This is a genomic window from Sphingomonas rustica (assembly GCF_039652585.1).
Classification (GTDB): Bacteria; Pseudomonadota; Alphaproteobacteria; order Sphingomonadales; family Sphingomonadaceae; genus Sphingomonas; species Sphingomonas rustica.
In genome coordinates this window covers 38,785-63,443 of the sequence record NZ_JBDIZK010000003.1, presented here as the reverse complement: position 1 = coordinate 63,443, position 24,659 = coordinate 38,785, and the positions used below count along the sequence as shown (strand labels likewise).

At 66.1% G+C, this 24,659-nt stretch carries 26 protein-coding genes, 1 tRNA gene and 1 pseudogene; 14 read left to right on the top strand and 14 right to left on the bottom strand.

Annotated features, from left to right (window positions below; genetic code table 11):
• Positions 1–551: 551 nt before the first annotated feature.
• On the bottom strand, positions 552–2,768 hold the full coding sequence (locus TPR58_RS05925) for a prolyl oligopeptidase family serine peptidase (protein ID WP_346245703.1): 2,217 nt from the start codon (positions 2,766–2,768) through the stop codon (positions 552–554).
• Positions 2,769–3,137: 369 nt separating this feature from the next.
• On the opposite strand from TPR58_RS05925, the pseudogene TPR58_RS05920 reads away from it, so the two are divergent.
• A pseudogene (locus tag TPR58_RS05920) lies at positions 3,138–3,420 on the top strand (integrase core domain-containing protein); the annotation flags it as partial.
• A gap of 328 nt (positions 3,421–3,748) precedes the next feature.
• Here TPR58_RS05920 and TPR58_RS05915 read toward each other — a convergent pair.
• Positions 3,749–3,823, bottom strand: a tRNA-Gln gene (locus TPR58_RS05915).
• Positions 3,824–3,867: 44 nt separating this feature from the next.
• Positions 3,868–4,959: a branched-chain amino acid aminotransferase gene (locus TPR58_RS05910; RefSeq protein ID WP_346245702.1), complete on the bottom strand. Its 1,092-nt coding sequence runs from the start codon at positions 4,957–4,959 to the stop codon at positions 3,868–3,870.
• 63 nt (positions 4,960–5,022) lie between these two features.
• Between TPR58_RS05910 and TPR58_RS05905 the strand changes: the two genes are divergently transcribed.
• Positions 5,023–5,508 carry a MarR family winged helix-turn-helix transcriptional regulator gene (locus tag TPR58_RS05905; protein ID WP_346245701.1) on the top strand — a complete coding sequence of 162 codons (486 nt, stop codon included), beginning with the start codon at positions 5,023–5,025 and terminating at the stop codon, positions 5,506–5,508.
• 42 nt (positions 5,509–5,550) lie between these two features.
• On the opposite strand, the gene TPR58_RS05900 is transcribed toward TPR58_RS05905, so the two are convergent.
• The 6 genes from TPR58_RS05900 to TPR58_RS05875 form a co-directional block, all read right to left on the bottom strand.
• A complete protein-coding gene (locus TPR58_RS05900) occupies positions 5,551–6,174 on the bottom strand; it encodes a hemerythrin domain-containing protein (RefSeq protein ID WP_346245700.1) in 624 nt (207 codons plus the stop codon).
• Positions 6,175–6,239: 65 nt separating this feature from the next.
• Positions 6,240–7,046, bottom strand: coding sequence for a pyrroline-5-carboxylate reductase (gene proC / locus TPR58_RS05895; protein ID WP_346245699.1), 807 nt, complete (start codon positions 7,044–7,046; stop codon positions 6,240–6,242).
• On the bottom strand, positions 7,043–7,546 hold the full coding sequence (locus tag TPR58_RS05890; protein WP_428835695.1) for a type III secretion system chaperone family protein: 504 nt from the start codon (positions 7,544–7,546) through the stop codon (positions 7,043–7,045). The genes proC and TPR58_RS05890 overlap by 4 nt, the downstream gene beginning before the upstream one ends.
• A gap of 106 nt (positions 7,547–7,652) precedes the next feature.
• Positions 7,653–7,931, bottom strand: coding sequence for an accessory factor UbiK family protein (locus tag TPR58_RS05885; RefSeq protein ID WP_346245697.1), 279 nt, complete (start codon positions 7,929–7,931; stop codon positions 7,653–7,655).
• A 21-nt stretch (positions 7,932–7,952) separates the two neighbouring features.
• Positions 7,953–8,510 (bottom strand): TspO/MBR family protein, encoded by a 558-nt coding sequence (locus TPR58_RS05880; RefSeq protein WP_346245696.1) that lies wholly within the window; start codon positions 8,508–8,510, stop codon positions 7,953–7,955.
• A gap of 135 nt (positions 8,511–8,645) precedes the next feature.
• On the bottom strand, positions 8,646–9,386 hold the full coding sequence (locus tag TPR58_RS05875) for a TlyA family RNA methyltransferase (protein ID WP_346246041.1): 741 nt from the start codon (positions 9,384–9,386) through the stop codon (positions 8,646–8,648).
• Positions 9,387–9,542: 156 nt separating this feature from the next.
• On the opposite strand from TPR58_RS05875, the gene TPR58_RS05870 reads away from it, so the two are divergent.
• Together TPR58_RS05870 and TPR58_RS05865 are read left to right on the top strand one after the other, a co-directional pair.
• Positions 9,543–11,093 carry a ComEC/Rec2 family competence protein gene (locus tag TPR58_RS05870; protein WP_346245695.1) on the top strand — a complete coding sequence of 517 codons (1,551 nt, stop codon included), beginning with the start codon at positions 9,543–9,545 and terminating at the stop codon, positions 11,091–11,093.
• A gap of 123 nt (positions 11,094–11,216) precedes the next feature.
• The gene (locus tag TPR58_RS05865; RefSeq protein ID WP_346245694.1) at positions 11,217–11,891 is read left to right on the top strand and encodes an RBBP9/YdeN family alpha/beta hydrolase; all 675 of its coding nucleotides are present in this window, start codon (positions 11,217–11,219) and stop codon (positions 11,889–11,891) included.
• A 74-nt stretch (positions 11,892–11,965) separates the two neighbouring features.
• On the opposite strand, the gene TPR58_RS05860 is transcribed toward TPR58_RS05865, so the two are convergent.
• Positions 11,966–12,643 (bottom strand): type 1 glutamine amidotransferase domain-containing protein, encoded by a 678-nt coding sequence (locus TPR58_RS05860; RefSeq protein WP_346245693.1) that lies wholly within the window; start codon positions 12,641–12,643, stop codon positions 11,966–11,968.
• A gap of 168 nt (positions 12,644–12,811) precedes the next feature.
• On the opposite strand from TPR58_RS05860, the gene TPR58_RS05855 reads away from it, so the two are divergent.
• From TPR58_RS05855 to TPR58_RS05815, 9 genes are all read left to right on the top strand, one after another.
• Entirely contained in the window at positions 12,812–13,783 is a 972-nt protein-coding gene (locus TPR58_RS05855; RefSeq protein ID WP_346245692.1) for an alpha/beta hydrolase, read from the top strand.
• 76 nt (positions 13,784–13,859) lie between these two features.
• Positions 13,860–14,246 carry a MerC domain-containing protein gene (locus TPR58_RS05850; RefSeq protein ID WP_346245691.1) on the top strand — a complete coding sequence of 129 codons (387 nt, stop codon included), beginning with the start codon at positions 13,860–13,862 and terminating at the stop codon, positions 14,244–14,246.
• A gap of 40 nt (positions 14,247–14,286) precedes the next feature.
• Positions 14,287–14,745: a Fur family transcriptional regulator gene (locus TPR58_RS05845; RefSeq protein WP_346245690.1), complete on the top strand. Its 459-nt coding sequence runs from the start codon at positions 14,287–14,289 to the stop codon at positions 14,743–14,745.
• Between the two features lie 98 nt (positions 14,746–14,843).
• The gene (gene dxs / locus TPR58_RS05840; RefSeq protein ID WP_346245689.1) at positions 14,844–16,769 is read left to right on the top strand and encodes a 1-deoxy-D-xylulose-5-phosphate synthase; all 1,926 of its coding nucleotides are present in this window, start codon (positions 14,844–14,846) and stop codon (positions 16,767–16,769) included.
• 278 nt (positions 16,770–17,047) lie between these two features.
• Positions 17,048–18,079, top strand: coding sequence for a COX15/CtaA family protein (locus TPR58_RS05835; protein WP_346245688.1), 1,032 nt, complete (start codon positions 17,048–17,050; stop codon positions 18,077–18,079).
• On the top strand, positions 18,076–18,396 hold the full coding sequence (gene cutA, locus TPR58_RS05830) for a divalent-cation tolerance protein CutA (RefSeq protein ID WP_346245687.1): 321 nt from the start codon (positions 18,076–18,078) through the stop codon (positions 18,394–18,396). The genes TPR58_RS05835 and cutA overlap by 4 nt, the downstream gene beginning before the upstream one ends.
• A gap of 168 nt (positions 18,397–18,564) precedes the next feature.
• Positions 18,565–19,044, top strand: coding sequence for a 50S ribosomal protein L13 (gene rplM, locus TPR58_RS05825; protein ID WP_110153515.1), 480 nt, complete (start codon positions 18,565–18,567; stop codon positions 19,042–19,044).
• Positions 19,044–19,580 carry a 30S ribosomal protein S9 gene (gene rpsI / locus TPR58_RS05820; protein ID WP_346245686.1) on the top strand — a complete coding sequence of 179 codons (537 nt, stop codon included), beginning with the start codon at positions 19,044–19,046 and terminating at the stop codon, positions 19,578–19,580. The genes rplM and rpsI overlap by 1 nt, the downstream gene beginning before the upstream one ends.
• An 89-nt stretch (positions 19,581–19,669) precedes the next feature.
• Complete coding sequence (locus tag TPR58_RS05815; RefSeq protein WP_346245685.1) at positions 19,670–20,155, top strand: hypothetical protein; 486 nt, start codon at positions 19,670–19,672, stop codon at positions 20,153–20,155.
• Here the strand turns inward: TPR58_RS05815 and TPR58_RS05810 are convergent.
• The 4 genes from TPR58_RS05810 to TPR58_RS05795 all read right to left on the bottom strand — a co-directional run bounded on the left by TPR58_RS05810 (position 20,152) and on the right by TPR58_RS05795 (position 23,486).
• Positions 20,152–21,774: a saccharopine dehydrogenase family protein gene (locus tag TPR58_RS05810; protein WP_346245684.1), complete on the bottom strand. Its 1,623-nt coding sequence runs from the start codon at positions 21,772–21,774 to the stop codon at positions 20,152–20,154. The genes TPR58_RS05815 and TPR58_RS05810 overlap by 4 nt on opposite strands.
• A 73-nt stretch (positions 21,775–21,847) precedes the next feature.
• Positions 21,848–22,249, bottom strand: coding sequence for a thiol-disulfide oxidoreductase DCC family protein (locus TPR58_RS05805; RefSeq protein WP_346245683.1), 402 nt, complete (start codon positions 22,247–22,249; stop codon positions 21,848–21,850).
• On the bottom strand, positions 22,242–22,940 hold the full coding sequence (locus tag TPR58_RS05800; RefSeq protein ID WP_346245682.1) for a DUF4166 domain-containing protein: 699 nt from the start codon (positions 22,938–22,940) through the stop codon (positions 22,242–22,244). Before TPR58_RS05800 ends, TPR58_RS05805 begins: the two co-directional genes overlap by 8 nt.
• A gap of 9 nt (positions 22,941–22,949) precedes the next feature.
• Entirely contained in the window at positions 22,950–23,486 is a 537-nt protein-coding gene (locus TPR58_RS05795) for a GbsR/MarR family transcriptional regulator (RefSeq protein ID WP_346245681.1), read from the bottom strand.
• A gap of 276 nt (positions 23,487–23,762) precedes the next feature.
• On the opposite strand from TPR58_RS05795, the gene TPR58_RS05790 reads away from it, so the two are divergent.
• The gene (locus TPR58_RS05790; RefSeq protein ID WP_346245680.1) at positions 23,763–24,512 is read left to right on the top strand and encodes a class I SAM-dependent methyltransferase; all 750 of its coding nucleotides are present in this window, start codon (positions 23,763–23,765) and stop codon (positions 24,510–24,512) included.
• Positions 24,513–24,659: the final 147 nt, after the last annotated feature.

Here is a 24,659-nt window from a genome sequence, read left to right as displayed (position 1 = left end):
GCTGATCATCAATCCAGCCAAAGTCTCGTCGCGCCGTCCGATATCGTCGCCGCGAGGATCCAAGCGGTTGCAGTGCGAATGGGGGTGCATTGCTGATGCGCGCTTGAAGGGTTGCGTCACATGCCCAGACGCTTCTTCGACGGCCGAGCGAGCGGGTTTCAGATCATCCATGGAGTTCGACACACCGTACCCGAACCCGCAATCTTCTGTTCTCGCTGACGCCTTTGGCTCGTTCGGTATCGGATACCAGTCGCGCAAGAGACCGCGCCGGGCGACATAAGATCGTTCGCATGCGCGAGACGGACATCCGGCTGCGCCTCGTCGGCACTATGGATGTAGCCCGTTAGCCTGTACCGATCCCAGTCTCGCCAACAACCCGCACGGTCATTCTCTCAAGCGCGCCATGGCCCAAATGGACGGGCTCCCGCAATGTGGGGCCAGGCCTGTCCGCCCGAGGGTTTGCAAGGCGGCAGCCCGTAACGAACGGTCGGGGGGTGGTGCCTGGGTCGACCGCACGTCGAAGTCGGTTAGAAATCGAACATCGCACGGGCCTATTTCATCAAGCTTTCGATGAAGAAGGTAACCTGCGCCGCGTGCTCCTTGGGATTGGCAAATTCACTGGGGAAACCGTGGCCGCCGGTAGGTCCTTCCAAAAGCAGCGAGTCCGCACCGACACTTTGCAGCTTCGCCGCGAAGCGCCGTCCGAAGCCCGGCCCGACCTGCCCGTCCTCTGTTGATACGACGGTCAGGACATGGGGATACCGTATGCCCCGACGTATATTTTGATAGGGGGAATAGCCGAGCATTATAGGAACCTGCTTGGGATCCTTAGGGTCACCGGTTTCCGTGGTCTGACCTGCATCGATGATGCTGCCATCGTCAACGCTCCTGAACAGATCGGTGACCGGCACGCCCACGATGGCAGCGCCGAACAGCTTGGGCTGCTGGGTTACCATGTTGGCCGACAGCAAGCCTCCGAACGACCGCCCGAAGCTGCCGATCTTTCCTCGCGTGGTGATGCCGGAATTCACCATATCCTGCGCGACAGCGGCGAAATCGTCGAATGTGCGTTGCCGCTTGATGCCCTTTGCCGAATTGGCCCATGCCGATCCGCGCTCACCACCCCCACGAATAGCGGCAAGCGAGAAGGCGCCACCGCGCGAGAGCCAGGCCACAAGCCCCAGCCCGAGGTCACCGGTAAAGTAACTCGGCTCCACGTTTATGCCGTATCCGCCGTAGCCTGAGAGAATGACGGGCATGGGCCCCGGCTTTGCCTGCTTGGGCCGAACCAGATAGTAATCGACCATCGTCCCGTCGCGAGACCGGGCCGAATGAACTTCCGCCACATATTTGCTGGCGTCCACAACCGGCTTGCCGGTGAACAGTGGGATCGGCTTGCGGCCTGGCAGCACGAGGCTTGTCTGGGTCGGTTGCAGAAATCCCGTCTGCCGCACGATCAGCCCTGGTCCAAAGCGGTCATTGCCGGGAATGGTCATCGCGACCCCGGACGGCGCGGACAGCGAGCGCGTGATCGACCAGCCGCGTGACGTCGGCCGCGCCAGCACGAGAGTCTTTTTGAGATTGCGAGTTTCGACAAATGCGATCCCGTCCCCGGTTCCCGCTATGCCTTCGAAGGGGTCGTTGACGTAGGACCCAGAAGCCGGCGCATAGACCGTGGATACCCGGTGACCTTCCGGCGCTTTCAGATCATATGATATGAGCGTGTCTGCGGCATAGGCCTTGCCCTCGATCACCGCTGCGTCAGCCAGTTGCACGACAAGGTGGTTGCCGGTCACAAATGCCGTACCGAAATTCTGAAGTCTGGTGGGAAGTCTGAGCTGCTCGACGGTCCCGTCTTGTCCGGCGAAATAGAGCTCGAAGTTCGAATAGTCCACGACTCGAGTGAGAAGACCCCGTTGCGTGGCGCCCGCTCCAATCGTCGTCGCGCTCACCATCGAGTCCGACGGCTTGGCTGAATAAACCGGTTTGGCTTCCGCTATCGGCGTTCCGCGCTTCCAGGCGACAATCGTCTGCGCAAAGCCGCTCGCCAGCTGGTCGGCAGGCTTGCCGATATACCCGATGAGAATGGTGTGGGGGTCGAGCCATGCGAAATCGCCGCGAGTCGGCGGGCTGTGGAAGCCGCCCTTGACGAACTCGCCAGCTGAAAAATCAAATTCGCGATATTCAACGAACGAGGATCCACCATTGCCGAACGGGAGCAGGCAACGCTCTGCCTTCGGCATGCATTGAACGTTCAGGTTCAGGAACATGACCTCGTACTGCTTGCCTTCGCGGGCATTTAGAGCACCCACGTCAAGCACAAGCCGCCAGTCGATCGCGCGCCCATTGGCAGCCGATTGCCGCGGCGCAACGTAAAAGGCGCCAGCCTTGTACTCATCGTTCCGCACGAAGCGGACGACCTTGTCTCCCACCAGGAAAATATTGGGTGCCGGCGAACTCGCAGCGCGCGCTTGCTTGATTTCAGCCTCGACGGCAGCAAATTCCGGGCTGGCGGTAAGCCGCTGCATCGTCTTCTCGGACTGCCGGGCAGCCCAATCCAGAGCCTTGGGATCACGCGCCTTTGCGAGCCAGGTGAACTGGTCAGGTGCGGCGGGGTCAGCAGTCGGTTGCGCCGAGGCCGAGGACCCCATCGGCGCGAGCGAAAGCACACTTGCAGTCAACAACGCTTGCGCCACTCTACGAGATTTTGATGAGCAAATTTCCCGACGGATTCGCTTGCCTAAGCTGCGCTGTGACAAAATTTGCATGACACTTCCCTCACCCTGTCCGACGCTGCGTCTTGTATGTGACAATTCGTCTATAATACCACCATGTCAATATCTATATGAGGTTCTCCGATAAGCTCGTACGTCAGCCCATAGGAAGCCGACCGAACAGTTAGGGTCGGCTGCCCGCAAAGGCTGGTTCCCTGCCCTCACAGCTCTGATCACCGACGGCGACACGGCTCCCGGGGCCGCCTCCGATCCACAAGCTTCCGACCGACCATCGATGGAACCGCGCGCCGGGCGAGACACTGGTCACGGACGCTGCTCACCTCGGGCCGCCGGCCGACCCATCGGGGCGGCCTCATCCATTCATAGCGACCGGTTGAATCCGCCCAATATGCCTGCACCGCCTATGTGGAGCGCCTCGCCGAAGCCGGGATCGAGCCGTCGGTCGGTAGCGTCGGCGATAGCTACGACAGTGCTTTGGCCGAGACCCATCAATGGCCTCTACAAGGCGGAGGTGATCCACAGGCATGGGCCGTGGCGCAGCTTCGAAGCCGTCGAATATGCCACGCTCGAATGGGTCGACTGGTTCAACCATCGTCGCCTGCTCGAACCCATCGGCAATATCCCGCCTGCCGAAGCCGAAGAGCAATATTATGCTGCCGCGGACAATATCGATATGGCAGCGTGACTTACGACCCAAGGCCTCCGGCAAACCCGGGGCGGTTCAGACCTTCCCGCCGCTGGTGGCGACTTCGATCGAGGGTTCAGGCGTGAGCAGGTCCTGCAGAGCCCCGGATCTCAGATTATCGATAGCGGCGAGGATGAGCGCCTGCTTCGTGCGTGCAATGACCGACTCCAGCCGACTTCAGGCACCTGAAAAACGCGATACAATTTACGATACAATAGCCGTCCAAATCAGGCGTACCCGGTCCGACCGAGTCCAACTGAGCTTCCCGCCTCCGCGTCGAAACTTGTCGATCTTTCAAAGCGTTAAGGCCGAATCACGAGGATTCGGATGGCTGGGGCGGCAGGATTCGAACCTGCGAATGACGGTACCAAAAACCGTTGCCTTACCACTTGGCGACGCCCCACCGGGAAGCGCGGCTTATAGTGGCATCGCCGCGCTTGGGAAGCCTCAGAAAAGCCGTTGCAGCCAGTTGTGCGGGTCGGGTGCCTCGCCGCGCTGCATCGCGACCAGATCGGTGCGCAGCTTCTCGGTCAGGATGCCGGGGCCGCCATTGCCGATGACGAAATCACGGGTTCGGCCGCGCACGCGGCCGATCGGGGTGACCACGGCGGCGGTGCCGCAGGCAAAGGCCTCGCGCAGCTTGCCGCTCTTCGAATCCGCTTCCCACTGGTCGATCGAATAGCGCTCCTCGCGCACGTCGACGCCGGCATCGCGCGCCAGGGTGATCAGCGATTCGCGGGTGATGCCCGGCAGGATCGTGCCGCCCAGCGGAGGCGTGATCACCGATCCGTCGTCCATCACGAAGAAGATGTTCATGCCGCCCAGTTCCTCGACCCACTTGCTCTCGGCAGCGTCGAGGAAGACGACCTGGTCGCAGTCGTTGCGGATCGCCTCGGACTGGGCGACCAGGCTGGAGGCATAGTTGCCGCCGCACTTGGCGGCACCGGTGCCGCCCGGGGCTGCGCGGGTGTAATCCTCCGACACCCAGAGGGTAACCGACGGCGCGCCGCCCTTGAAATAGGCGCCGGCAGGCGATGCCAGGACGATATAGAGATATTCGGATGCAGGCTTCACGCCCAGGAAGACCTCGCTGGCGAACATGAACGGGCGCAGGTACAGCGAGCCGCCCTCGATCTCCGGGATCCAGTCGCGGTCGACCGCGACCAGTTCGCGGATCGAGCTGAGGAACATCTCCTCGGGCAGTTCGGCCATCGCCATGCGGCGCGCGGATTCGCGGAACCGCTTCGCATTCGCCTCGGGCCGGAACAGCGCCGCGCCGCCGTCAGGCAGGCGATAGGCCTTCAGCCCCTCGAAGATTTCCTGGGCGTAATGGAGTACGGCGCAGGCAGGATCGATCTGCAGCGGCGCGCGCGGTTCGATCCGCGCATTGTGCCAGCCCTTTTCCGCCGAATAGCGAATGACCGCCATGTGATCGGTGAAAATCTTGCCGAAACCCGGATTGGCGAGGAGTGCGGTCCGATCGTCGGCTGCGATCGGGTTGGTGTGCGCCTCGAACTCGAAATCCAGGATCGTCGCCATGTTCGCCATCCACTCCTCAACTCGGGTTGCGGACGACTACGCGCGGTGGCAAGAATGGTCAACATGGCTGCCCCAATTCCTGCCTCCCCGCTGTTCCTGCGCGAGCCCGAGATCCGGCGCGGCGTCGAGCTGCTATATTTCGGCTATTCGCACCTGACGCGGTCGATCGATGCGGGTCTGGCCGATCAGGGACTGGGCCGGGCACATCACCGCGCGCTCTATTTCATCGCGCGACAGCCCGACCTGACCGTCAGCGAATTGCTGGGACTGCTGGCGATTACCAAGCAATCGCTGGGCCGGGTGCTGGGCGACCTGACCGAACGCGGCCTGGTCGAGACGCGCACCGGCGACAGGGATCGCCGCCAGCGGCTGTTGCGGCTGACCGAAAGCGGCGCGGCGCTGGAAGCGGAATTGTTCGAGGCGCTGCGCGAGAAGATGAGCGCGGCCTATTCGCGGGCGGACCGTCAGGCGGTCGGCGGCTTCTGGGCAGTGCTGGAAGGGCTGGTGCCCGAGAGCGAGCGCGACCGGGTCGCAAGGCTCGGCAAATAAGCGAACGCCCCCCCCCGCCAGCGGCGAAGAGGGGCGATCGGTTCAGGCGACCTTGAAGCCTTCCTTGTTCATGGCCAGCGTCAGCGCCTTGTTCTTTTCCTCGCTGAGCGTCGCGCGCAGCATCGGGAAGAGATCGGTTTCCTCCTCCTTCACATGCGCCTCGATGTCGGCGCGGAACTTGCGCACGGTCTGCAGCCATTCGGGCGAGGCGTTCGGCATGTTCTCCAGCTCATAGAGATACTGTTTCACATAGCCGTGCTCCTTGTTGAGCTCGTCGGCCTCGGCCTGCTTGCCGGCGTCGCGCAGCGCCGGATAGATCACATTCTCTTCCTCGATCGCATGCTTCATCAGCGCATGCTTCATCTGGGCGAGCAGCACCGAGCGGCGCGTGGTGGCGTTTTCGTCGGTCGCTTCCATCGCGTCGAACAGCTTCATCACCGCCTTGTGCTCGAGCACCAGCGCATCGACCCAGTCGCCGGCCAGCGCGCTGGGCGCCTGGACGATCGCCTTGCGGCCGAGCATCGCGAGCACGCCGAGCGCGGCGCCGCCGGCGACTGCGCCCGCAAGCGCGCCCAGCCCGCGCGAACCGTTGCCGGTTTCGCTGCCATCCTTCTTGCTGCCGGTGAACCGGCCGTTCTTGTCACGAGTTTCGGTGGCCGTGGTCATGTTTCGACTCCGTCCTGAAATGGGGATCGGAGCCAACAACACGCCCGCGCGCTTCGCGTTCCGCGTTATTTGCGTGCGATTTCGGAGAGTTCGGCGCTGCGCCGTGCTGCGGCCGACAGCGTGTCGTGGACGAGCCGCTTCATCGCGTCGCCATCGTCGAGCACATCGAGGCCGGCGCGGGTCGTTCCGCCCGGGCTGGCGACGCGATCGGCCAGCACGCCCGGCGCCTCGCCGCTGCTATGGGCAAGCGCCGCCGATCCCTCGACCGTCGCGATGGCGAAACGCTGCGCCTGATCGGCCGGCAGGCCCAGCGCCTCCCCTGCCCCGGCCAGCGCCTCGATGAAGCGATAGACGAAGCCTGGCCCGGAGCCGGACAGCGCGGTGACCGCGTGGAACAGACCCTCGTCCTCGATCCATTCGGCCAGGCCGAGCGGGCGCATCAGCGCCTCGATCTCGGAACGCGCCGCAGGATCGGCATCGGCCGCATGCATCGCGACGACGCCCTGCCCGATGCTGCCCGGCAGATTGGGCATCGCCCGCACGACGCGCCCGGCATCGAATGCGTCCGCAAGTACCGCTTCCTCGACGCCGGCAAGCACCGAGATCAGCAGGCGGACGGACACGCCCGCATCGGCGAACTGGCGCGCGACCGGCTCGAGGAGCTGTGGCTTGACCGCAAGCACGAGGATGTCGGGCGCACCATCGGGGATGGCCGCGGCCACCGCGACGCCGTCAGGCGCCGCCGGCAGCTGCGGGTCGATGACGGTGATCGACCCCGCGGGCACGCCGCTGGCGATCCAGCCGCGCAGCATCGCGCCGCCCATATTGCCGCATCCGACCAGCCAGATGCCGGTGCCCGCGGGCCGGCTCACGCCTCGCCCTGGGTATCGATCAGCGATGACGCGATGGCCTCGGCCGGGCTCTTGCCGCCCCACAGGACGAACTGGAACACCGGATAGAAGCGCTCGCACTCGTCGATCGCACTTTCGACCAGCAATTCGGCACGCGACAGCGACAGGCTCGGCTCGTCGCCGTCCAGCACCGCGGCATGGCGGTACAACAGGATGCCGCTGGCCGACCATAATTCGAAATGGCCGATCCAGAGCTGCTCGTTGACCAGCCCCATCGTCTCATAGACCGCGGCGCGGCGCTCTTCCGCCACCCGGATGTCCGGGAAGGCAAGGAACTGGAGCACGCCGTCATCCTCGCGCCAGATCGCGCGCAGCTCATACTCGGTCCAGCTGCCCTTGACCTTGGCGACGATCTCGTCGTCCTCCCGCTCATGGCTCCAGCCATGCGCGGCATAGTAATTCTCGAGCATATCGATCGGCGCGGCGTCTTCCCGGTCGAACTCGGCCTCGTCGAGCATCACAACCTCCACCCCCGAAACGCAGGGAGGGGATTAACCGGCCGCCCCTTGGCGGCACAAGCGCAGCGTGCGGAACCCTGTCGAAAAACTGTGGACAATCGGTGCAAACTCAATCGGCGGCCTTCGGCGTTGCAGGGGTGTTGCCGGCCAGCTGCGCCTCGAGCGCGGTGATGCGGGCCTTGAGGATTTCGGCTTCGTCACGGGCGGCGGCGGCCATCGCCTTGGTCGCCTCGAACTCCTCGCGGCTGACGAAGTCGAGCCCGCCCAGCCATTCGCGGGTGCGCTCGCGCGCTGCCTCGCTGCCCTCGCGCGCCATGCCGGCGACGGTGCCGGCGGCGCCGTTCACGAACTTGACGAAATCGTCGAAAAGGCGGTTGTCGGTCTGCATGATGATCCCAATCGGTTGAATTCAGTTGATGATGATCTGGTCACTCGCGCCCGATGGCACAAGTGCCTGTGCATTCGGATTGAGCCGGTCGATCTGGTAGAGGACGAAGCCCGCATAGCAGAGCCATGCCAGATAGGGCAGCATCAACAATGCCGCGCCGACGCGGATGCGCGCGAACAGGGCAATGCAGCCGACCACCAGCACTGCCAGCACGCACAGCAGGATGAACGCCGCCCCGACCTGATGCAGCCCGAAGAACAGCGGCGACCAGGCGAGATTGACGAGCATCTGGACCACGAAGAGGGTCAGCGCCGGGACGCGCCGCGGCGCACTGCGCGCGTTCAGGATCATCGCCACCGCGAGGCCGGCCAGGATGTAGATCGTCGCCCAGGCAATCGGAAAGACCAGATCTGGCGGCGTCGCGGCCGGCTTGGTCAGCGCCGCATACCAGCTGTTCTGTGCCCCGGCGGGATAGAGCCGGGCGGAGACGAACCCAAGCAGCAGGATCAGCGGCACCGTCACCATCGCCCATCGCAAATAGGCCAGGCGCAATTGCCCCCTGGATGCGATCTCGCCCATGTCCCACTCCCCGCTCACAACCCTGTACGTGACGGCCCCCGCCGTGCGCTCCCCTAATATAGACGATCGGCGTTCGGCAAAGGCCAATCCGACGTCCCGATGCGGCATGCCGCATGCCGCACGCGCCGCCGTCGGCTAGTCCGCGTCCCGGTGCGCGGCGATCAGATATTCGACATTGCCCTCGGGCCCGGTGATCGGGCTCTCGACCACCCCCTCGACCCGCCAGCCCTTCGACGTGACCCAGTCGGAGACTTCGCGACAGACGCGGGCATGAACCTCAGGGTCGCGCACCACCCCGCCCTTACCGACTTCCTCGCGCCCCGCCTCGAACTGCGGCTTGATCAGCGCCATCAACCGGGCGCCCGGCCGGGTGAAACCCAGCGGCACGTCGAGCACCTTGGCCAGACCGATGAAGCTCGCGTCGCACACCACCAGGTCGATCGGGTCGGGGACATGCGCCTGCGTAAGGATACGCGCGCTGGTCTGTTCGTGGACGATCACCCGCGGGTCCTGGCGCAATTTCCAGGCGAGCTGGTTGGTGCCCGAATCGACGGCATAGACCTTCGCCGCGCCCCTGGTCAGCAGGACGTCGGTAAAGCCGCCGGTCGACGAGCCGACATCGATCGCCACCGCGCCGCTCACGTCCCAGCCGAAATGGTCCAGCGCGTGCGCCAGCTTGATCCCGCCGCGCGAGACCCAGGGATGGTCCCGCCCGCGCACCTCGATCGCGACATCCTCGGCCAGCGTCTGGCCCGCCTTCTCGACCTTGCGGTCGCCGGCGAACACCAGCCCGGCCATGATCAGTGCCTGCGCCCGGGTCCGGCTTTCGACAAGCCCGCGATCGACGAGCATCTGGTCTGCGCGCTGCTTGGCCATCGCCGCGCTGTAGCGGATCGGGCGCACGGCGCAATCATCGACCCCCATCTCGTAGCTGAAGTCTCGTAGCTGAAGCCTCGTATCTGCAACGATGTGATGCTATCATCCGCCCACACCCCGGGTCGCGCCGATCATTGACTGTCACGGGGGCACAGCATGCGCGTCTATTTCAAGGACTTCAGCAGCAAGATTTCGCCGGCCGATCCGGCATCGGGGCTCAAGGCGAAATATCTCATCTGGGGCGACTGGCTCGACGTCGATCCCGATCCCGCCAGCGCCGCGCATTACATCGTCAACTGGAAGAGCTTCGACGCGCGTACCAACCGCGTCGGCGTCCAGCACTACCGGATCGAGCGGGCTAGGTGCCAGGACGAGGCGCTGCTGGAGATGATCTTCCTCGACGTCGGCCAGGGCGATGGCTGCATCGTCAGCGTGCCCGATGGCAACCGCCAGCGCACGATCATCGTCGATGCCGGTGAAGGTACCAACATGCACCGCTTCCTGAAGTGGAAGTTCCGCTACACCGGCGCGAGCGCCGACTTTGCCGCAGCGGTGATCACCCATCCCGACAGCGATCATTATCAGGGTTTCCAGCCGCTGTTCGACGATTCCCGGATTCGCTTCGACACCGTCTATCACAACGGCCTGGTCGAACGGGTCTCGACCGCGCGCGACGATGTGCTGGGTCCGCGCCAGTCCGGCTATTGCATACAGCTGTTCCCGGATCGCGCCGGGCTGGAAACCTTCCTGTCCGATCCGGCGACGCGCGGCTCGAAACGCTATCCCAAGCTGCTCTGGACCGCACTCCAGTCACCGGCCCGCTTCGCCGATGTCCACATGGCCGCGATCGGGATGGGAGATATGGGCGCCGACGGCCGCACCTATCTGCCCGGCTTCGCCCCCGGCGCCACCGACGCATCGATCGAGATACTCGGACCAGTGCCGGAGGCGGGCCCGGGCGGCGCCCCCGCGCTTCCGACCTTCGGCGCGGCGCCCGGCGATGGCGGCTATGATGTCGGCAAGACAAAGAACGGCCATTCAGTCATCCTGAAGCTCCAGCACGGCAATCTGCGCGTGATCTTCGGCGGCGATCTCAATCGCCCGGCGGAGGATCGGCTGCTGCGCCACTATGGCGGCATCGCCCCCGGCGCGCCGCTGGGCGATGCCGTCCAGCAGGCACGCGGACGGCTGGGCGCCGACCTGCTCAAATGCTGTCATCACGGATCGGCGGACGTGACCGACGAGTTTCTCGATGCGGTCCACCCCTTCGCCTTCGTCGTCTCCTCGGGCGACGAGGAAAGCCATGTCCATCCCCGGCCCGAGATCCTCGGGCTGCTCGGCAAGAAGGGGCGCGGCGCCCGGCCGCTGATCCTGTGTACCGAGATCCTGCGGTCCACCCCCGAAAGCCGCAAGCTGAGCGCCGCCGAAGTCGCGAAGCAGGCCGAACTGCTCGATGCCGAACGCGACGCCGCAACCCCGGCCGAGCGCAAGGTCGCGCGGCAGCGACTGACCGACTTCTTCAACGAACGGTTCCGCCGCCTGGTCAATGTGTATGGCGCGATCACCATCCGCAGCGACGGCGACCGGATGATGGTGGCATTTCGCAAGGAAGCGGTGGCTTCGGGCTCGCCCTGGCAGTTGTACGACTATCGGTTCGAGGGAGGCGAATGGGTCGGCAAGGAGTTGAAAAACAAGGGTTCGCATTGAACGAAGGACAGGCGCATCGGTCCGGCGCACCGGCTCTGCATTTCGTCGCAGGCCTATTGCCTATCGATCGAGTGGGAATTACTTCAATCCTACCGGCCAAGCCCCTCCACACGGAGAACGGATATGTCCATCTTTACCCCGATCGAAAGCGGTTCGCCGCTGATCCTCACGGTTCCGGGCCTGGGTGGTTCGGGCCCGTCGCACTGGCAGACCCTGTGGGAGCAATCGCGTCCCGATACCAGCCGGGTGGAACTCGGCATGTGGAACACGCCGCATCGCAATGCCTGGGTGACCAAGCTCGACCAGGCGATCCGCAATGCCCAGGCGCCGGTGGTGCTTGCGGCGCATTCGCTGGGCTGTCTCGCGGTCGCCTGGTGGGCCGAACTGACCAACCAGCCCTTCGGCTATCCGGTCGTCGGCGCGCTGCTGGTCGCCCCGGCCGATGTCGAGCGCAGCGACGCGCCCGAGCTCGCCGCCTTTCGCCCGACCCCGCGCAAGGCGCTCCCCTTCCCCTCCATTCTGGTGGCCAGCACCGACGATCCCTGGATCTCGATCGACCGCGCCCGCGCGCTGTCGCGTGACTGGGGAAGCCATTTCGTCGATGCCGGACCGCAGGGTCATTTGAACGCCGCCAGCGGAATCGGCTGGTGGGAGGAAGGCCAGGTGCTGCTCGACCGCGTACTCGATGCCTCGTCGGATCGCGGCGGCGCCCGCCCGCGTTCGGCATCGGAGGCCCGCACCTTGCTCGCGGTCAGCGCGACCGAGGCGGCCCAGTCGCACTATCTCGGTTCGGGCTGAGCCCGCACAAGTTGCCCCTCGGGGGCAGGCCGGATGCTGTACCCTAGAGCAGCATCCGGCCCACCGTCGCCGGGTCAGGCCAGCTTCGTCATCAGCGTGCGCGCCGCGGCCTCGCTGCTGCCCGGATTCTGACCGGTGACCAGCTTTCCGTCGGTCACCACGAATTCGCCCCAATCGGGCCCCTTGCGGTAATCCGCGCCCTGGGCGGTGAACTCGTCCTCGATCAGGAACGGGACCACGTCGGTCAGCTGGACCGCCGCCTCCTCGCTATTGGTGAAGCCGGTGACCGTGCGGCCTTTCACATAGGGGTCGCCATTGGCCGCCTTGACGTGGCGCAGCACGCCCGGGGCGTGGCATACCAGCCCGATCGGCTTGCCGGCGCGGTCGAAGCTTTCCAGCAGCGCGATCGATATGGGGCTTTCGGCGAGGTCCCAGAGCGGGCCGTGGCCGCCGGGATAGAAGACCGTGTCGAAATCCTCCTGCCGCACCGAATCGAGCCGGACCGTGTTGGCCAGCACTGCCTGCGCGTCGGCATCCGCCTTGAACCGCTCGGTCATCTCGGTCTGGGCATCGGGCGCATCGCTCTTGGGATCGAGCGGCGGCTGCCCGCCCTCGGGCGAGGCGACGACGATCTCGGCGCCGGCGTCGAGAAAGGTGTAATAGGGCGCGGCAAATTCCTCCAGCCAGAAGCCGGTCTTCTTGCCGGTATCGCCCAGCTGGTCGTGGCTGGTCAGCACCATCAGGATCTTCATGCTCGTCCTCCTGCGACGGTCATCATGGAAACGATGCCGCACAGATGGGCACCGGGCTGCGATAACGCCAGCCCACCCCCTTCCGGTCCTCTCAGCTGCGGGTTTCGTCGCACCCCCGCCCTGTTCCGCCCCATTGCCCTGACGCCCCCGGCGACGCAGGATGCCAAGATGACACCGGTCGACCGACGCACGCTGCTCGGAGCCGCGCTCACCGCGCCACTCCTCCCGCACCCCGCCAACGCGGGCGCGCCCGCCCATGCCCCCTTTCCCGAGCCCGCATTCAGCGTGAAGCTCTGGCCCGGCGAGGCGCCCGGGCTCACCAACCCGTCGCTGCGCGACGAGGTGCTGGAACGGAGCAAGGATCCCGCGATCCGCGACCGGGCGATGGTCAAGGTCCGCACGCCACGCCTCGACGTCTTCCCGGCCGCCAATCCCAATGGCGCAGCGCTGCTCATCACCCCGGGCGGCGCCTATCACCGGGTGGTGATCGACAAGGAAGGCTATGAGCTCGCCGCCTGGCTGGCCGCGCGCGGGGTCACCGCCTTTGTCTGTTTCTACCGCCTGCCCGATCAGGGCTGGGCCGATCCGCGCAACGTCGCGCTCGCGGATGCGCAGCGGGCGATGCGGCTGATCCGCCACCGCGCAGCCGACTGGAAGATCGACCCGAAACGCGTCGCCGCGCTCGGCTATTCCGCCGGCGGCCATCTGTGCGGCGACCTTGCCACCCGGCATGCGGTCAAGACCTACACGCCGGTCGATGCTGCCGATTCGCTCGACGCCAGACCGCTGGTCGCGGCGCCGCTCTACCCGGCGATCGCCATGGACCCGTTCCTGGCGAAGGGCGTCGCGACCTCCGGCGTCTATGCCAGCAGCGGCACCGACTGGCAGATGCTGGATGCCCAGGTCACCGCCGACACCCCGCCCTGCTTCCTCTGCCACGCCGAGGATGATGCGACCCTGCCGGTCGACTTCACCCTCAGGATGCGCGCGGCGCTTCGCGCGGCAGGCGTCCCGACCGACATGCACCTGTTCGAGGAGGGCGGCCATGGCTTCGGCCTCCGACTCGCGGCGGGCAAGCCGGTCGCCGCCTGGCCTGAGCTGTTCATGGCCTGGGCCGCACGACACGGCTGGCTCGGCTGATCGCGTATCGGCATCGCGTCATTTCGGCTGCGATGTTATGTTGTAACTTCATGCCGGCCGGTCTATATCGCGATTCATGGCGACGACTCTCCCCCTGTCACGCGTCTGGAGCGGACTGGACGGTCGACTCGATCGTATCGCGATCGGGCTCAGCGGCCTGTGTCTTGCGCACTGCGTCGGCACGACGATCCTGTTTGCACTGTTTTCGGCCGCGGGTTCGCTGTTGCACCCGGCGATCCACGAGGTCGGGCTGGTCCTCGCGATCCTGTTCGGCATCATCGCGCTGGGTCGCGGGATCGTCACCCATGGCTATATGATGCCGGCAGCGGTCGGCGCCTTTGGCATCGGCGTCATGGCGGGCGCGCTCAGCATGCCGCATGGCGGGGACGAGATCCTGTGGACGCTGGTCGGCATTTCCTTCGTCGCGCTCGGCCACGACCTCAACCGCCGCGCCACCTACTGATCCGCTTGCGGGGGCGTCCCCGCGCGCCTAAATTGATGTCATGGCCATCCACGATCATCACGAGCACGCGGGCAATGACCTGACGCGCGCAGCCCAGACCACGCTGGAAAAGTCCGGCGAGCAATGGACCAGCATGCGCGAACGCGTGTTCGAGGCGCTGGCCGGATTCGACAAGCCGGCATCCGCCTATGACATCGCCGAGGCGGTATCGAAGGCGGAGGGCCGGCGCGTCGCCGCCAACAGCGTCTATCGTATCCTCGACCTGTTCGTCGGCGCGAATCTGGTGCGGCGGGTGGAAAGCGCCAACGCCTATGTCGCCAACGCGCATCCCGACTGCCTGCACGATTGCATCTTCCTGGTGTGCGACAGCTGCGGCCAGACCACCCATATCGATGACGACGCGATCACCAAGACCGTTCGCTCGGCGGCGAAGAACACCGGATTCTCGCCGGTTCGCCCGGTGATCGAGGTCCGCGGCAAGTGCGCCGACTGCGACTGACGCTACGGCAGGCGAGCCTGGCGGCTGCACCAAATCTGCATCACGGCTGCTGAATCACAATAATCGACTTGGATCAAAGGCTGGTCTATCACCTGCCGATGTCAGAATTTCCTCGAACGCCCCTGCTCGATACGGTCAAGACGCCGCACGATCTCCGCAAGCTGAAGCCTGCCGACCTGCGACAGCTCGCAGATGAACTGCGCGCCGAGACGATTTCGGCGGTCGGCCACACCGGGGGCCATCTGGGTTCGGGTCTGGGCGTGGTCGAACTGACCACCGCGATTCACTATGTCTTCAACACGCCCGAGGATCGTCTGGTCTGGGACGTGGGTCACCAATGCTATCCGCACAAGATCCTGACGGGTCGGCGCGATCGCATCCGCACGCTGCGCCAGGGCGGCGGCCTGTCGGGCTTCACCAAGCGCAGCGAGAGCGAGTATGACCCGTTCGGGGCGGCGCACAGCTCGACCTCGATCTCGGCAGCGCTGGGGTTCGCCATCGCCAACAAGCTGTCGGGCAAGCCCGGCCGCGGCATTGCGGTGATCGGCGACGGATCGATGTCGGCCGGCATGGCCTATGAGGCGATGAACAACGCCGCCGCCGCGGGCAACCGGCTGGTCGTGATCCTCAACGACAACGACATGTCGATCGCACCGCCGGTCGGCGGCCTGTCCGCCTATCTCGCGCGACTGATCTCCTCGTCCGAATATCTCGGCCTGCGCAGCCTGGCCAAGCGCGTGACCCGCAAGCTCTCGCCCCGCCTGACCGCCGCAGCGGGCAAGGCAGAGGAATTCGCGCGCGGCATGGCGACCGGCGGCACGTTGTTCGAGGAACTGGGCTTCTATTATGTCGGCCCGATCGACGGCCATAATCTCGAGCATCTGATCCCGGTGCTGGAGAATGTCCGCGATGCGAAGGAAGGCCCGGTCCTGGTCCATGTCGTAACCAAGAAAGGCAAGGGCTATGCCCCGGCCGAGGCCGCGGCGGACAAATATCACGGCGTCCAGAAGTTCGACGTCATCACCGGCGCCCAGGCCAAGGCCCCGCCGGGACCGCCCGCCTATCAGAATGTCTTCGCCGACCAGCTGATCAAGGATGCGGAAAAGGATCCGCGGATTTGCGCGATCACCGCCGCCATGCCCTCGGGCACCGGGCTCGACCGTTTCGGTAAGGTCTATCCCGACCGCACCTTCGACGTCGGCATTGCCGAACAGCATGCGGTGACCTTCGCCGCCGGCCTGGCCGCGCAGGGCATGCGCCCCTTCTGCGCCATCTATTCGACCTTCCTCCAGCGCGCCTATGACCAGGTGGTCCATGACGTCGCGATCCAGAACCTGCCGGTTCGTTTCGCGATCGACCGCGCCGGGCTGGTCGGTGCCGATGGCGCCACCCATGCCGGCAGCTTCGACGTCACCTATCTCGCCACCCTGCCCAATTTCGTGATCATGGCGGCGGCGGACGAGGCCGAACTGGTCCATATGACGCACACTGCGGCGCTCTACGACGATGGCCCGATCGCGGTCCGCTATCCGCGCGGCAACGGCACCGGTGTCGAACTGCCCGCGGTTCCGCGGCAGCTCGAGATCGGCAAGGGCCGCATCGTGCGCGAGGGCAAGAAGGTCGCGATCCTATCGCTCGGCACCCGCCTGGCCGAGGCGCTCAAGGCAGCAGACGCGCTCGAGGCAAAGGGTCTGTCGACCACCGTCGCCGACCTCCGCTTTGCTAAGCCGCTCGACGAGGACCTGATCCGCCGCCTGCTGACCAGCCACGAGGTTGCGGTCACGGTCGAGGAAGGCGCGGTCGGCGGCATGGGCGCACATGTCCTGACCATGGCCAGCGACCAGGGCCTCACCGATGCCGGCCTGAAGCTGCGCACGATGCGCCTGCCTGACATCTTCCAGGACCAGGACGCACCGCAGAAGCAATATGACGAGGCCGGCCTGAACGCCGAGCAGATCGTCGACACGGTGCTCAAGGCGCTGCGCTGGAACGAGACCACAGTCGAAGGCGAAGCGCGCGCCTGATCGGAGGAGCGCCCTTCCGCCGCCGCCCCGTCATCCCGGCCGTAGTGCCGGGATCCACCGGGAGGCACATCCCGGAGGTTAGGGGCTCGGATCGACCGTTCGTCCGGGCAAGCGTAGCCCTCCTCCCTGAGGGTGGGACGGAGGGAGGGTGGACCCCGGCACTGCGACCGGGGTGACGATGTTTAATCGGGACAGGTGATCTCGCCGGCAACCGCCCGACGGTAGCAAGCCCCTTTCACACATAGCTTTCCGCCCCCCGGCGGAGTAGATCGCTGGCCATGCTTCAGGCGACTCCCCTGCCCGCCAGCGCGCGTCCCCGCGCCATCGCCAACTGGTTGTACGCGGTCGCCGCGCTGATCGTGCTTATGGTCGTGGTCGGCGGCATCACCCGCCTCACCGAATCGGGACTGTCGATCACCGAGTGGAAGCCGATCAGCGGCACCATCCCGCCGCTGACCGATGCCCAGTGGCAGGCCGAATTCGACAATTACAAGCGCATCCCGGAATATCAGCAGCTCAACCAGGGCATGACCCTGGCCGGGTTCAAGGCGATCTTCTTCTGGGAATATACCCACCGCCTGCTCGGTCGGCTGATCGGCGTCGCCTTCGCGCTGCCGCTGCTGTGGTTCGCGGTGAAGAAAGCGATTCCGCGCGGCTATGGCTGGAAGCTGGTCGCGCTGCTCGTCGCCGGCGGGATGCAGGGCGTGGTCGGCTGGTGGATGGTCACCTCGGGCCTCAGCGAGCGCACCGATGTCAGCCATATCCGGCTGGCAACCCATCTGCTGATGGCGCTGGCGATCCTCGCCGCGCTGGTCTGGGTCGCGCTCGACCTGCGCGGGCTCGCCCGCAGCGCGGCGGCCCGCCCCGCCCGGCTGACCGCCATCGGCGTCGCCACGACGGCGATCCTGTTCGTCCAGCTGCTGTTCGGCGCGCTGGTGGCCGGTCTCAACGCCGGGCTCGTCACCGACGAATGGCCGCTGATGAACGGCCGCTTCTTCCCTGGCCTGACGACCGCCGGGGAGAGCGTCGGCTTCGCGATCTTCAACGATCCGGCGATCGTCCATTTCATCCACCGCTGGTGGGCATGGGTCGCCGTCGCCGCGCTGGTGATGCTGTCACGCAAGGTGCGCGCGATCGATCGCCGCGCGTCGATCGCGATCCACAGCGCGTTCGGACTTCAGATCCTGCTCGGCATCGCCACCGTCATGAGCGGGATGAACATCGTGCTCGCCGCACTCCATCAGTTGGTTGGCGCGCTGCTGGTGGTCGCGACCATCCGGGGCGCGCATTCCGCCGGGCGCATCCGGTGAGCGATATCGCGCTGCTGTGGTCGACCTTTGCCGACCGCGACGAGGCGGAACGGATCGCGCGGAGCGTGACCACGGAGAGACTTGCCGCCTGCGTCAACATCCTGGCGCCCTGCACCTCCATCTATCGCTGGGAGGGCGAGGTCGAGCATGGCGAGGAAGTGCCCGCCCTGTTCAAGACGACCACCCTGCTCGCCGCGCGCCTGCGCGACCGCATCGCCGAACTGCACAGCTACGACCTGCCGGTGATCGAAGCCTGGCCCGTATCCGCTTGCGCAAACGTCTGGACCTGGATCGACCGCGAAACGCTCGCGCCGTGACGGTTTCTCCGCCCGAACGGGACGGCAAAAGCCTCATGGTATTCTGATACCCGCCAAGAAACCCGCGCATTTGCTTGACTTTCTGCCCCCTGTGAGTCAGATGCCCATCAACCGCGCTGCCCGAGAGGGTGGCGCGATTGCGTTTCAAATCGAAAGGTCCCCGGCCCCATGAAGGCGCTGATGAAGACCACCAAGTCGGTGAAGCCGGCCGAGGTGGAGAAGAAGTGGCATATCGTCGACGCCCAGAATCTGGTCGTCGGTCGCGCTGCCGTCGTGATCGCGAATGTGCTGCGCGGCAAGCACAAGACCAGCTTCACCCCGCACGTCGATTGCGGTGACAATGTCATCGTCATCAACGCCGACAAGGTGCGCTTCACCGGCAAGAAGCTGGGCCAGAAGGTCTATTACAAGCACACCGGCTATGCCGGCGGCATCAAGGGCATCACCGCCGCCAAGGTCCTCGAAGGCCGCTTCCCGGAGCGCGTCCTCGAAAAGGCTGTCGAGCGCATGATCCCGCGCGGCCCGCTGGGCCGTCAGCAGATGCGCAACCTGCGTATCTATGCGGGTGCGGAGCATCCGCACGAAGCGCAGAACCCCGAGGTCCTCGACATCGCCGGCATGAGCCGCAAGAACAAGGTGGGCGCATAATGTCCGATAACCGCCAGTCCCTCTCCGATCTCGGTGCGATTGCCGGTGGCGCTACTGCCGACGCGCCGACCAGCGCCGACGAGTATCTGAACGCACCGGCCGCGCCCGTCGAAAGCACGATGCCGCTGCGTCAGCAGGAGCTCGACGCCTATGGCCGCGCCTATGCGACCGGCCGCCGCAAGGACGCCGTCGCTCGCGTCTGGCTGAAGCCCGGCACCGGCAAGATCACGATCAACGGTCGCGATCAGGAAGTCTATTTCGCACGTCCGACGCTGCGTCTCGTCATCAACCAGGTGTTCGGCATCACCGAGCGCGACGGTCAGTATGACGTGATCTGCACCGTCAAGGGCGGCGGCCTTTCGGGCCAGGCCGGCGCGGTCAAGCACGGCATCAGCCAGGCGCTGACCAAGTACGAGCCGAAGCTGCGCGCGCCGGTGAAGGCAGCGGGCTTCCTGACCCGCGACAGCCGCGCGGTCGAGCGCAAGAAGTACGGTAAGGCAAAGGCTCGCCGTAGCTTCCAGTTCTCGAAGCGCTAAGCACTTCGCGATGCGATCAAAGGGGCGGTCCGGCAACGGGCCGCCCTTTTTCGTTGCCCCGACCCGCCGGCCGGCCCTAGCATCGCGTAATGAGCTTCAACGATCCGATCGTCGCCCGCATCGTGCCCTTTCTCGAACGCATCGGCATTGCGGTGATCGCCGAGCCGGTGGCGGACGATACGCTGCTTCCCGGCGCGACGGTGCGGCACGGCGCGCTGATCTTCGATCCCGATCGCCTGCCCTGGCCGGGCGACCTGCTGCACGAGGCCGGGCATATCGCGGTGACGGACCCCGCGCATCGCCAATCCCGCCCCGAGGTCGATGGCGACCCCTCCGAAGAGATGGCGGCGATGGCCTGGTCCTATGCCGCGGCAATCGAGATCGGCATCGACCCCGCAATCGTTTTCCACGACGGCGGCTACAAGGGTGGCGGCGCGACCTATCTCAACTCCTATCGCAGCGGCGGCGGCATCGGCGTCCCCATGCTGCAATATTACGGCATGACCGCCGAAACGCATCAGGCGGCATCGCTGGCGCGCCCTGCCTTCCCCGCAATGGCGCGCTGGCTGCGCTAGCCGGTCGTCGGGATCAGCCACCCGGTATAGCGGACGATCATTCCGATCAGCGGAACCCGCACCTCGACCTCGAACCGGAACCGGCCCTCCTGCTGCGATTCGCGCGCATCGATGCGCGGACCGAGCCAGCGCGGCAGGCGGATGCCAAAGACGCTCCAGCGGACGAATTCCATCCGCAATCCCGCGGCATCCGACGGCAGTGCGAAACCGAAGCGAAGCGGCCCGAACCGCTCGGCCAGCACCCCGCCCCAGTCGCTCAATTCGCTGCGAAAGCGATGCCCGCCGAAATCCCGCGTCCAGGTTTCGCGCCCGTCGCGTACGTCGAAATGGACATGGACCGGATACGCACCCGCGGGCGGCATCCGCATGATCGCGCCGATCAGCCGCGCGATGCGGCCGCGGCCGCGCTCGACCCGCCCCTCGCCCGCTGACCCCTGATCCGCCTGCACCGAATGCATCGCCTGCAGCGTCTGCGGCAACTCAGCGAAGCGCCAGCCCATCAGCCGGATGTACAGCGGGGAAGGCGCCGGACGCTCGACCGCCTCGTGACGGATCGACAGCGCGGCGAACAGCGGCTGGAACCGGTCCAGCGTCAGCGCGTCCCAGGCATCCCGCGCACCCGGGGCGACCTTTCCGGCAAGCATGTCCTCGGCCAGCAATTGTGCGGCCAGCACCGGGATTTCCGGACCATCGCCGTCGCTCGCAACCAGCGTCCAGCGCCGTTCGACCCCGTCGCCCTCGACGGTCACGCGCATCGCCGAACAATCGCTGCCCAGCCCCAGCGTAATCCGGTAGAGCGGCATCAGCCACCGCTCCCAGCGTAAAAGCGACGGGACCCAGCCCCAGCGCACCGCCCAGCCCAACAGCCACAGCGCCACCATCTGGAAGCCGAGTTCGGTCCCTGCGCGAAACACGACCGACGGGCGCCCCGGCAGCCGCTCGGGCACCAGCGCCGGGTCGGGCACGTCCGCAAGCGCGACCAGCCGCGGCCCCAATCCGCTCCCGTCCGCCAGCCTGAAATCCTCGCGCCGCATCTCGTGCCAGCCACACCCGCTCGTCCAGCGTCCGCCGCGCCACAGCCTTACCGGGAGTCCGACATAGGACAGGATCGCTACCGCCACCGACACCCCGGCGCTGGCGCGGTTCGACGCGCTGATCGCCATCTCCACCCGCTCGACCCGTTCCATCCCCCGGGCCAATTCTCGCACGACCGCGCCCGACAGCGCCGGCACGCTCGACGCCCCCGCGATCACCGCGATTCCGCCAGCCCGAGCATCCCGGTCGAGCGCGCCGATCCCTGCAACGAAGTCGCGACCATCGGCCAGGTCGAGATAAGGGATGCGCATCGCGATGCACGCTTCGGGCACGGTCAGCCCGCCGGTCTGGAACGGTCCGGCGGCGTCGATCACCAGATCGGGCCGTTGCCGTGCCAGCACCATGCCGATCCCTTGGGCGCGGTCCGCCACCACCGGCTCGGCGCGATCGATCCCGACGCAAAAGGCCGCCGCCTTCTCCATGCTCCGCCCGGCCACCAGCACCTCATGCCCCGCGGCCAATAGCCGCCGGCTCAACCGCGCCCCGAACCCGCCATAGCCGCCGATGACCAGAACGCGGCTCATCGCGCCGATAGCTCAGCAGCGACGCTGACCCCGGTCATGCGTGCTTCTGCGGCGTGGGCTGCCGGGATCAGGTTCACAACAGCCGCTCCCGCTGTTCGGCCGTCGGCATCCAGCACTGCTCGCTCCGCCCGAACAGCCGATAGCGATTGCGCGCCACCCAGCGATAGACCGGATCGCGAAGCCCGCGCGGCACGAGGGTCATCACCCCCGCCGCGCGCCACGGCCATCCCAGTCCGCGCCACACCGCCAGGACCGCGTCGCTGTCGCGAAAGACCCGGTCGCCCTCGACCACGAGCATCGTGTCCGGATCCGCCGGGTCGATCCCGAACCGCCGGTACAGCGCCGCGCCCGCCTCGCCCTGCATCGACGCCAGCCGGAAACGCCCGCTCCGGTCGTTCGCCAGCACGAACCGGGCATGGGCTGAGCACAACACGCATTGCGCATCGAACAGGATGATCGGGTGGGTTTCAGTCATGTGCCGTCTCCGCAACCGCGTCCGCGAACACCGCGACCTGCCGCACCATCCGTCCCATCAGCGGGTGATCGAGGTCGAGGGTGAAGGCAAACCGGCCGCCGCCCAGATCGACATGGCCGATCGTCAGCCGCCCGATCGTCCAGTCGGGAATGCGCACCCGCACTACGCCCGCGCGCAGGAAATAATGGTCGCTCTCGAACAGCAGCGCGCCGCCCTCCACTCTCAGGCGCAGCGCGATGCCCATCCCCAGCCCCAGATATTCCTCCAGTCCGGTCGGGCCGGCAAACTGCTTGGCGCTGTGGATAACCTGTGGAAAACCGCTGCGCCGGCCATATTGCCGCGTCCAATATTGCCCGCGCCCCTCGACATCGCCGGTCACGCTGACGCTGGCGGCAACGCCGGTGTCGCGCGTCAGCGGCAGCGGGCCGCCGACCAGGCGGGCAAGCTGCGCCAGCACCCAGCCGGTCCGGCTCATCCGGCATTCGACCACTTCGCCGACATAGGCGACGCAGGCGCCGGCGCCGATATGCCGGGCGAAACGAGTCCGAACGGCGGCGGGAAGCTCGTGCCAGGCATCCCCCAGCAGCCGGCGGAACGGCCCCTGCGGCTCCGCCGCGGCCTCGGTGCGGCGCCACCCGGCACAGCGCCGCCGGACCCGTTCATCCCGCCATGCCAGTGCCTGAGCCGTCATCGCCGCCTCCTATTTCCCGATCTTGCCCTTGGGGAGAAACGCCAGCACCCGCTTGCCCATCGCCACCAGCATGGCCAGCCGGCCGGGCGGGATCGCGATCATCTGCTGATACCAGTCGTCCATCGTCCGGACGAAATCGTGCATCGAATCGATCCGCCCGCGCGCAGTCTCTGAAATGCGCGGATCCTGCTTCGCCTCCGCAGCACAGACCTGAAGCGCGGCGACCGCGGGATCGATCTCGCGCGCCTTGCGGCCTTGGGCAATCCGCGTCAGCATCTGCCACAGATCCACCTCAGCCTCATAATGGTCGCGCCGGTCGCCCATTACCGGCGCGCGACGGATCAGTTTCCACGCAAGCAGTTCCTTCAGGCTGTTGGACGTGTTGCTCCGCGCGATCCGCAGCGTATCGCTGATCTCCTCAGCGTGCAGCGGCCGGTCGCTCAGGTACAGAAGCGCATGAATCTGCGCGACCGAGCGGTTGACGCCCCATTGCCCGCCCATCTCGCCCCAGTGCAGCACGAATTGCTGAACCGCCGTCGGGAGCATATTCGTATGATCCGTAATTTCTGTCATGACAGAAATATAGGAATGCGCCTGTCCGGTGTCAATCCGCCGCGAACCGGCCTTGTCCTTGCCATAACCGGCTGTCATCACTGCGCCGTGCCCGTGGGAAGGCACGCCAACGCGTTCGAGGGGACGGCGTAATGAAGTTGATCGTCCGGGGCAGCCTGCCTGAAGGCCGGCCTTTCGCGCGCGCAAATCCCATCAGCATCATCGTATCCGCGTCTGCGCGCTGCCGCAGCGCCTGGGGAAAGACCATCCATGACGTCGCGTGAACTGACTTCCTTCCTTCCCCTTGCCGATGACGGCGCCTGGCCGGCCGATGCGCGACGCTCGGTTTCCGACATCCTCCACGTCATGGCCTATGGTGCGATCGGCTGGCCGTGGCTGCTGCGCAGCCTGTCGGGCGGATCGCGCGAGGAAAAGCTGCGGCTGACGCAGCGGCTCGGCCTGGCCCACGACGCCCTGCCCTATCTCGGCAGCTGGAAGGCGGACACCGGCTTTCTCAATCTGCTGGTCGATCATATCGAGGCACGCCGTCCCGGCGTCGTCGTCGAATTCGGCGCCGGTGCCTCCAGCCTCGTCGTCGCCCGCGCGCTCCAGCTCAACGGCGGCGGCACCCAGATCAGCTGCGACCAGCATGCCGGCTTCGTCCGCGACACGCGCCAGTGGCTACGCGACAATGGCGTCGATGCCGATCTGCGCGCCACGCCCTTCCGACCCTCGCCCAATGGCTGGCCTGGCGTGTGGTACGACCATGGGGCGCTCCCGGCCGAAATCGACCTGCTGATCGTCGATGGCCCGCCCTGGGCGATCCACCCCTATGTCCGCGGCGCCGCCGACAGCCTGTTCGATCGCATCTCGGTCGGCGGCACGATCATGCTCGACGATGCCGCCCGCCCGGGCGAACGGGTCATCGCCCGCAAGTGGCGGAAGCGCTGGCCGAATTTCGAATTCGACCTGATCCATCCCGGCACCAAGGGCACGCTGGTCGGCACGCGCCTGCGGTGAGTCGGCGTAGCGTTGCCGCGGCGCAACATCCTGACATAAATCGTCGCCGAAGCTGCCGCGATCCTGCTTGTTATCCCCATTTGGGCGCAATAGCCTGTCCCCCTGACCTGGTTTCGTCATCATGACGTTCCGCATCAGGGGGACATT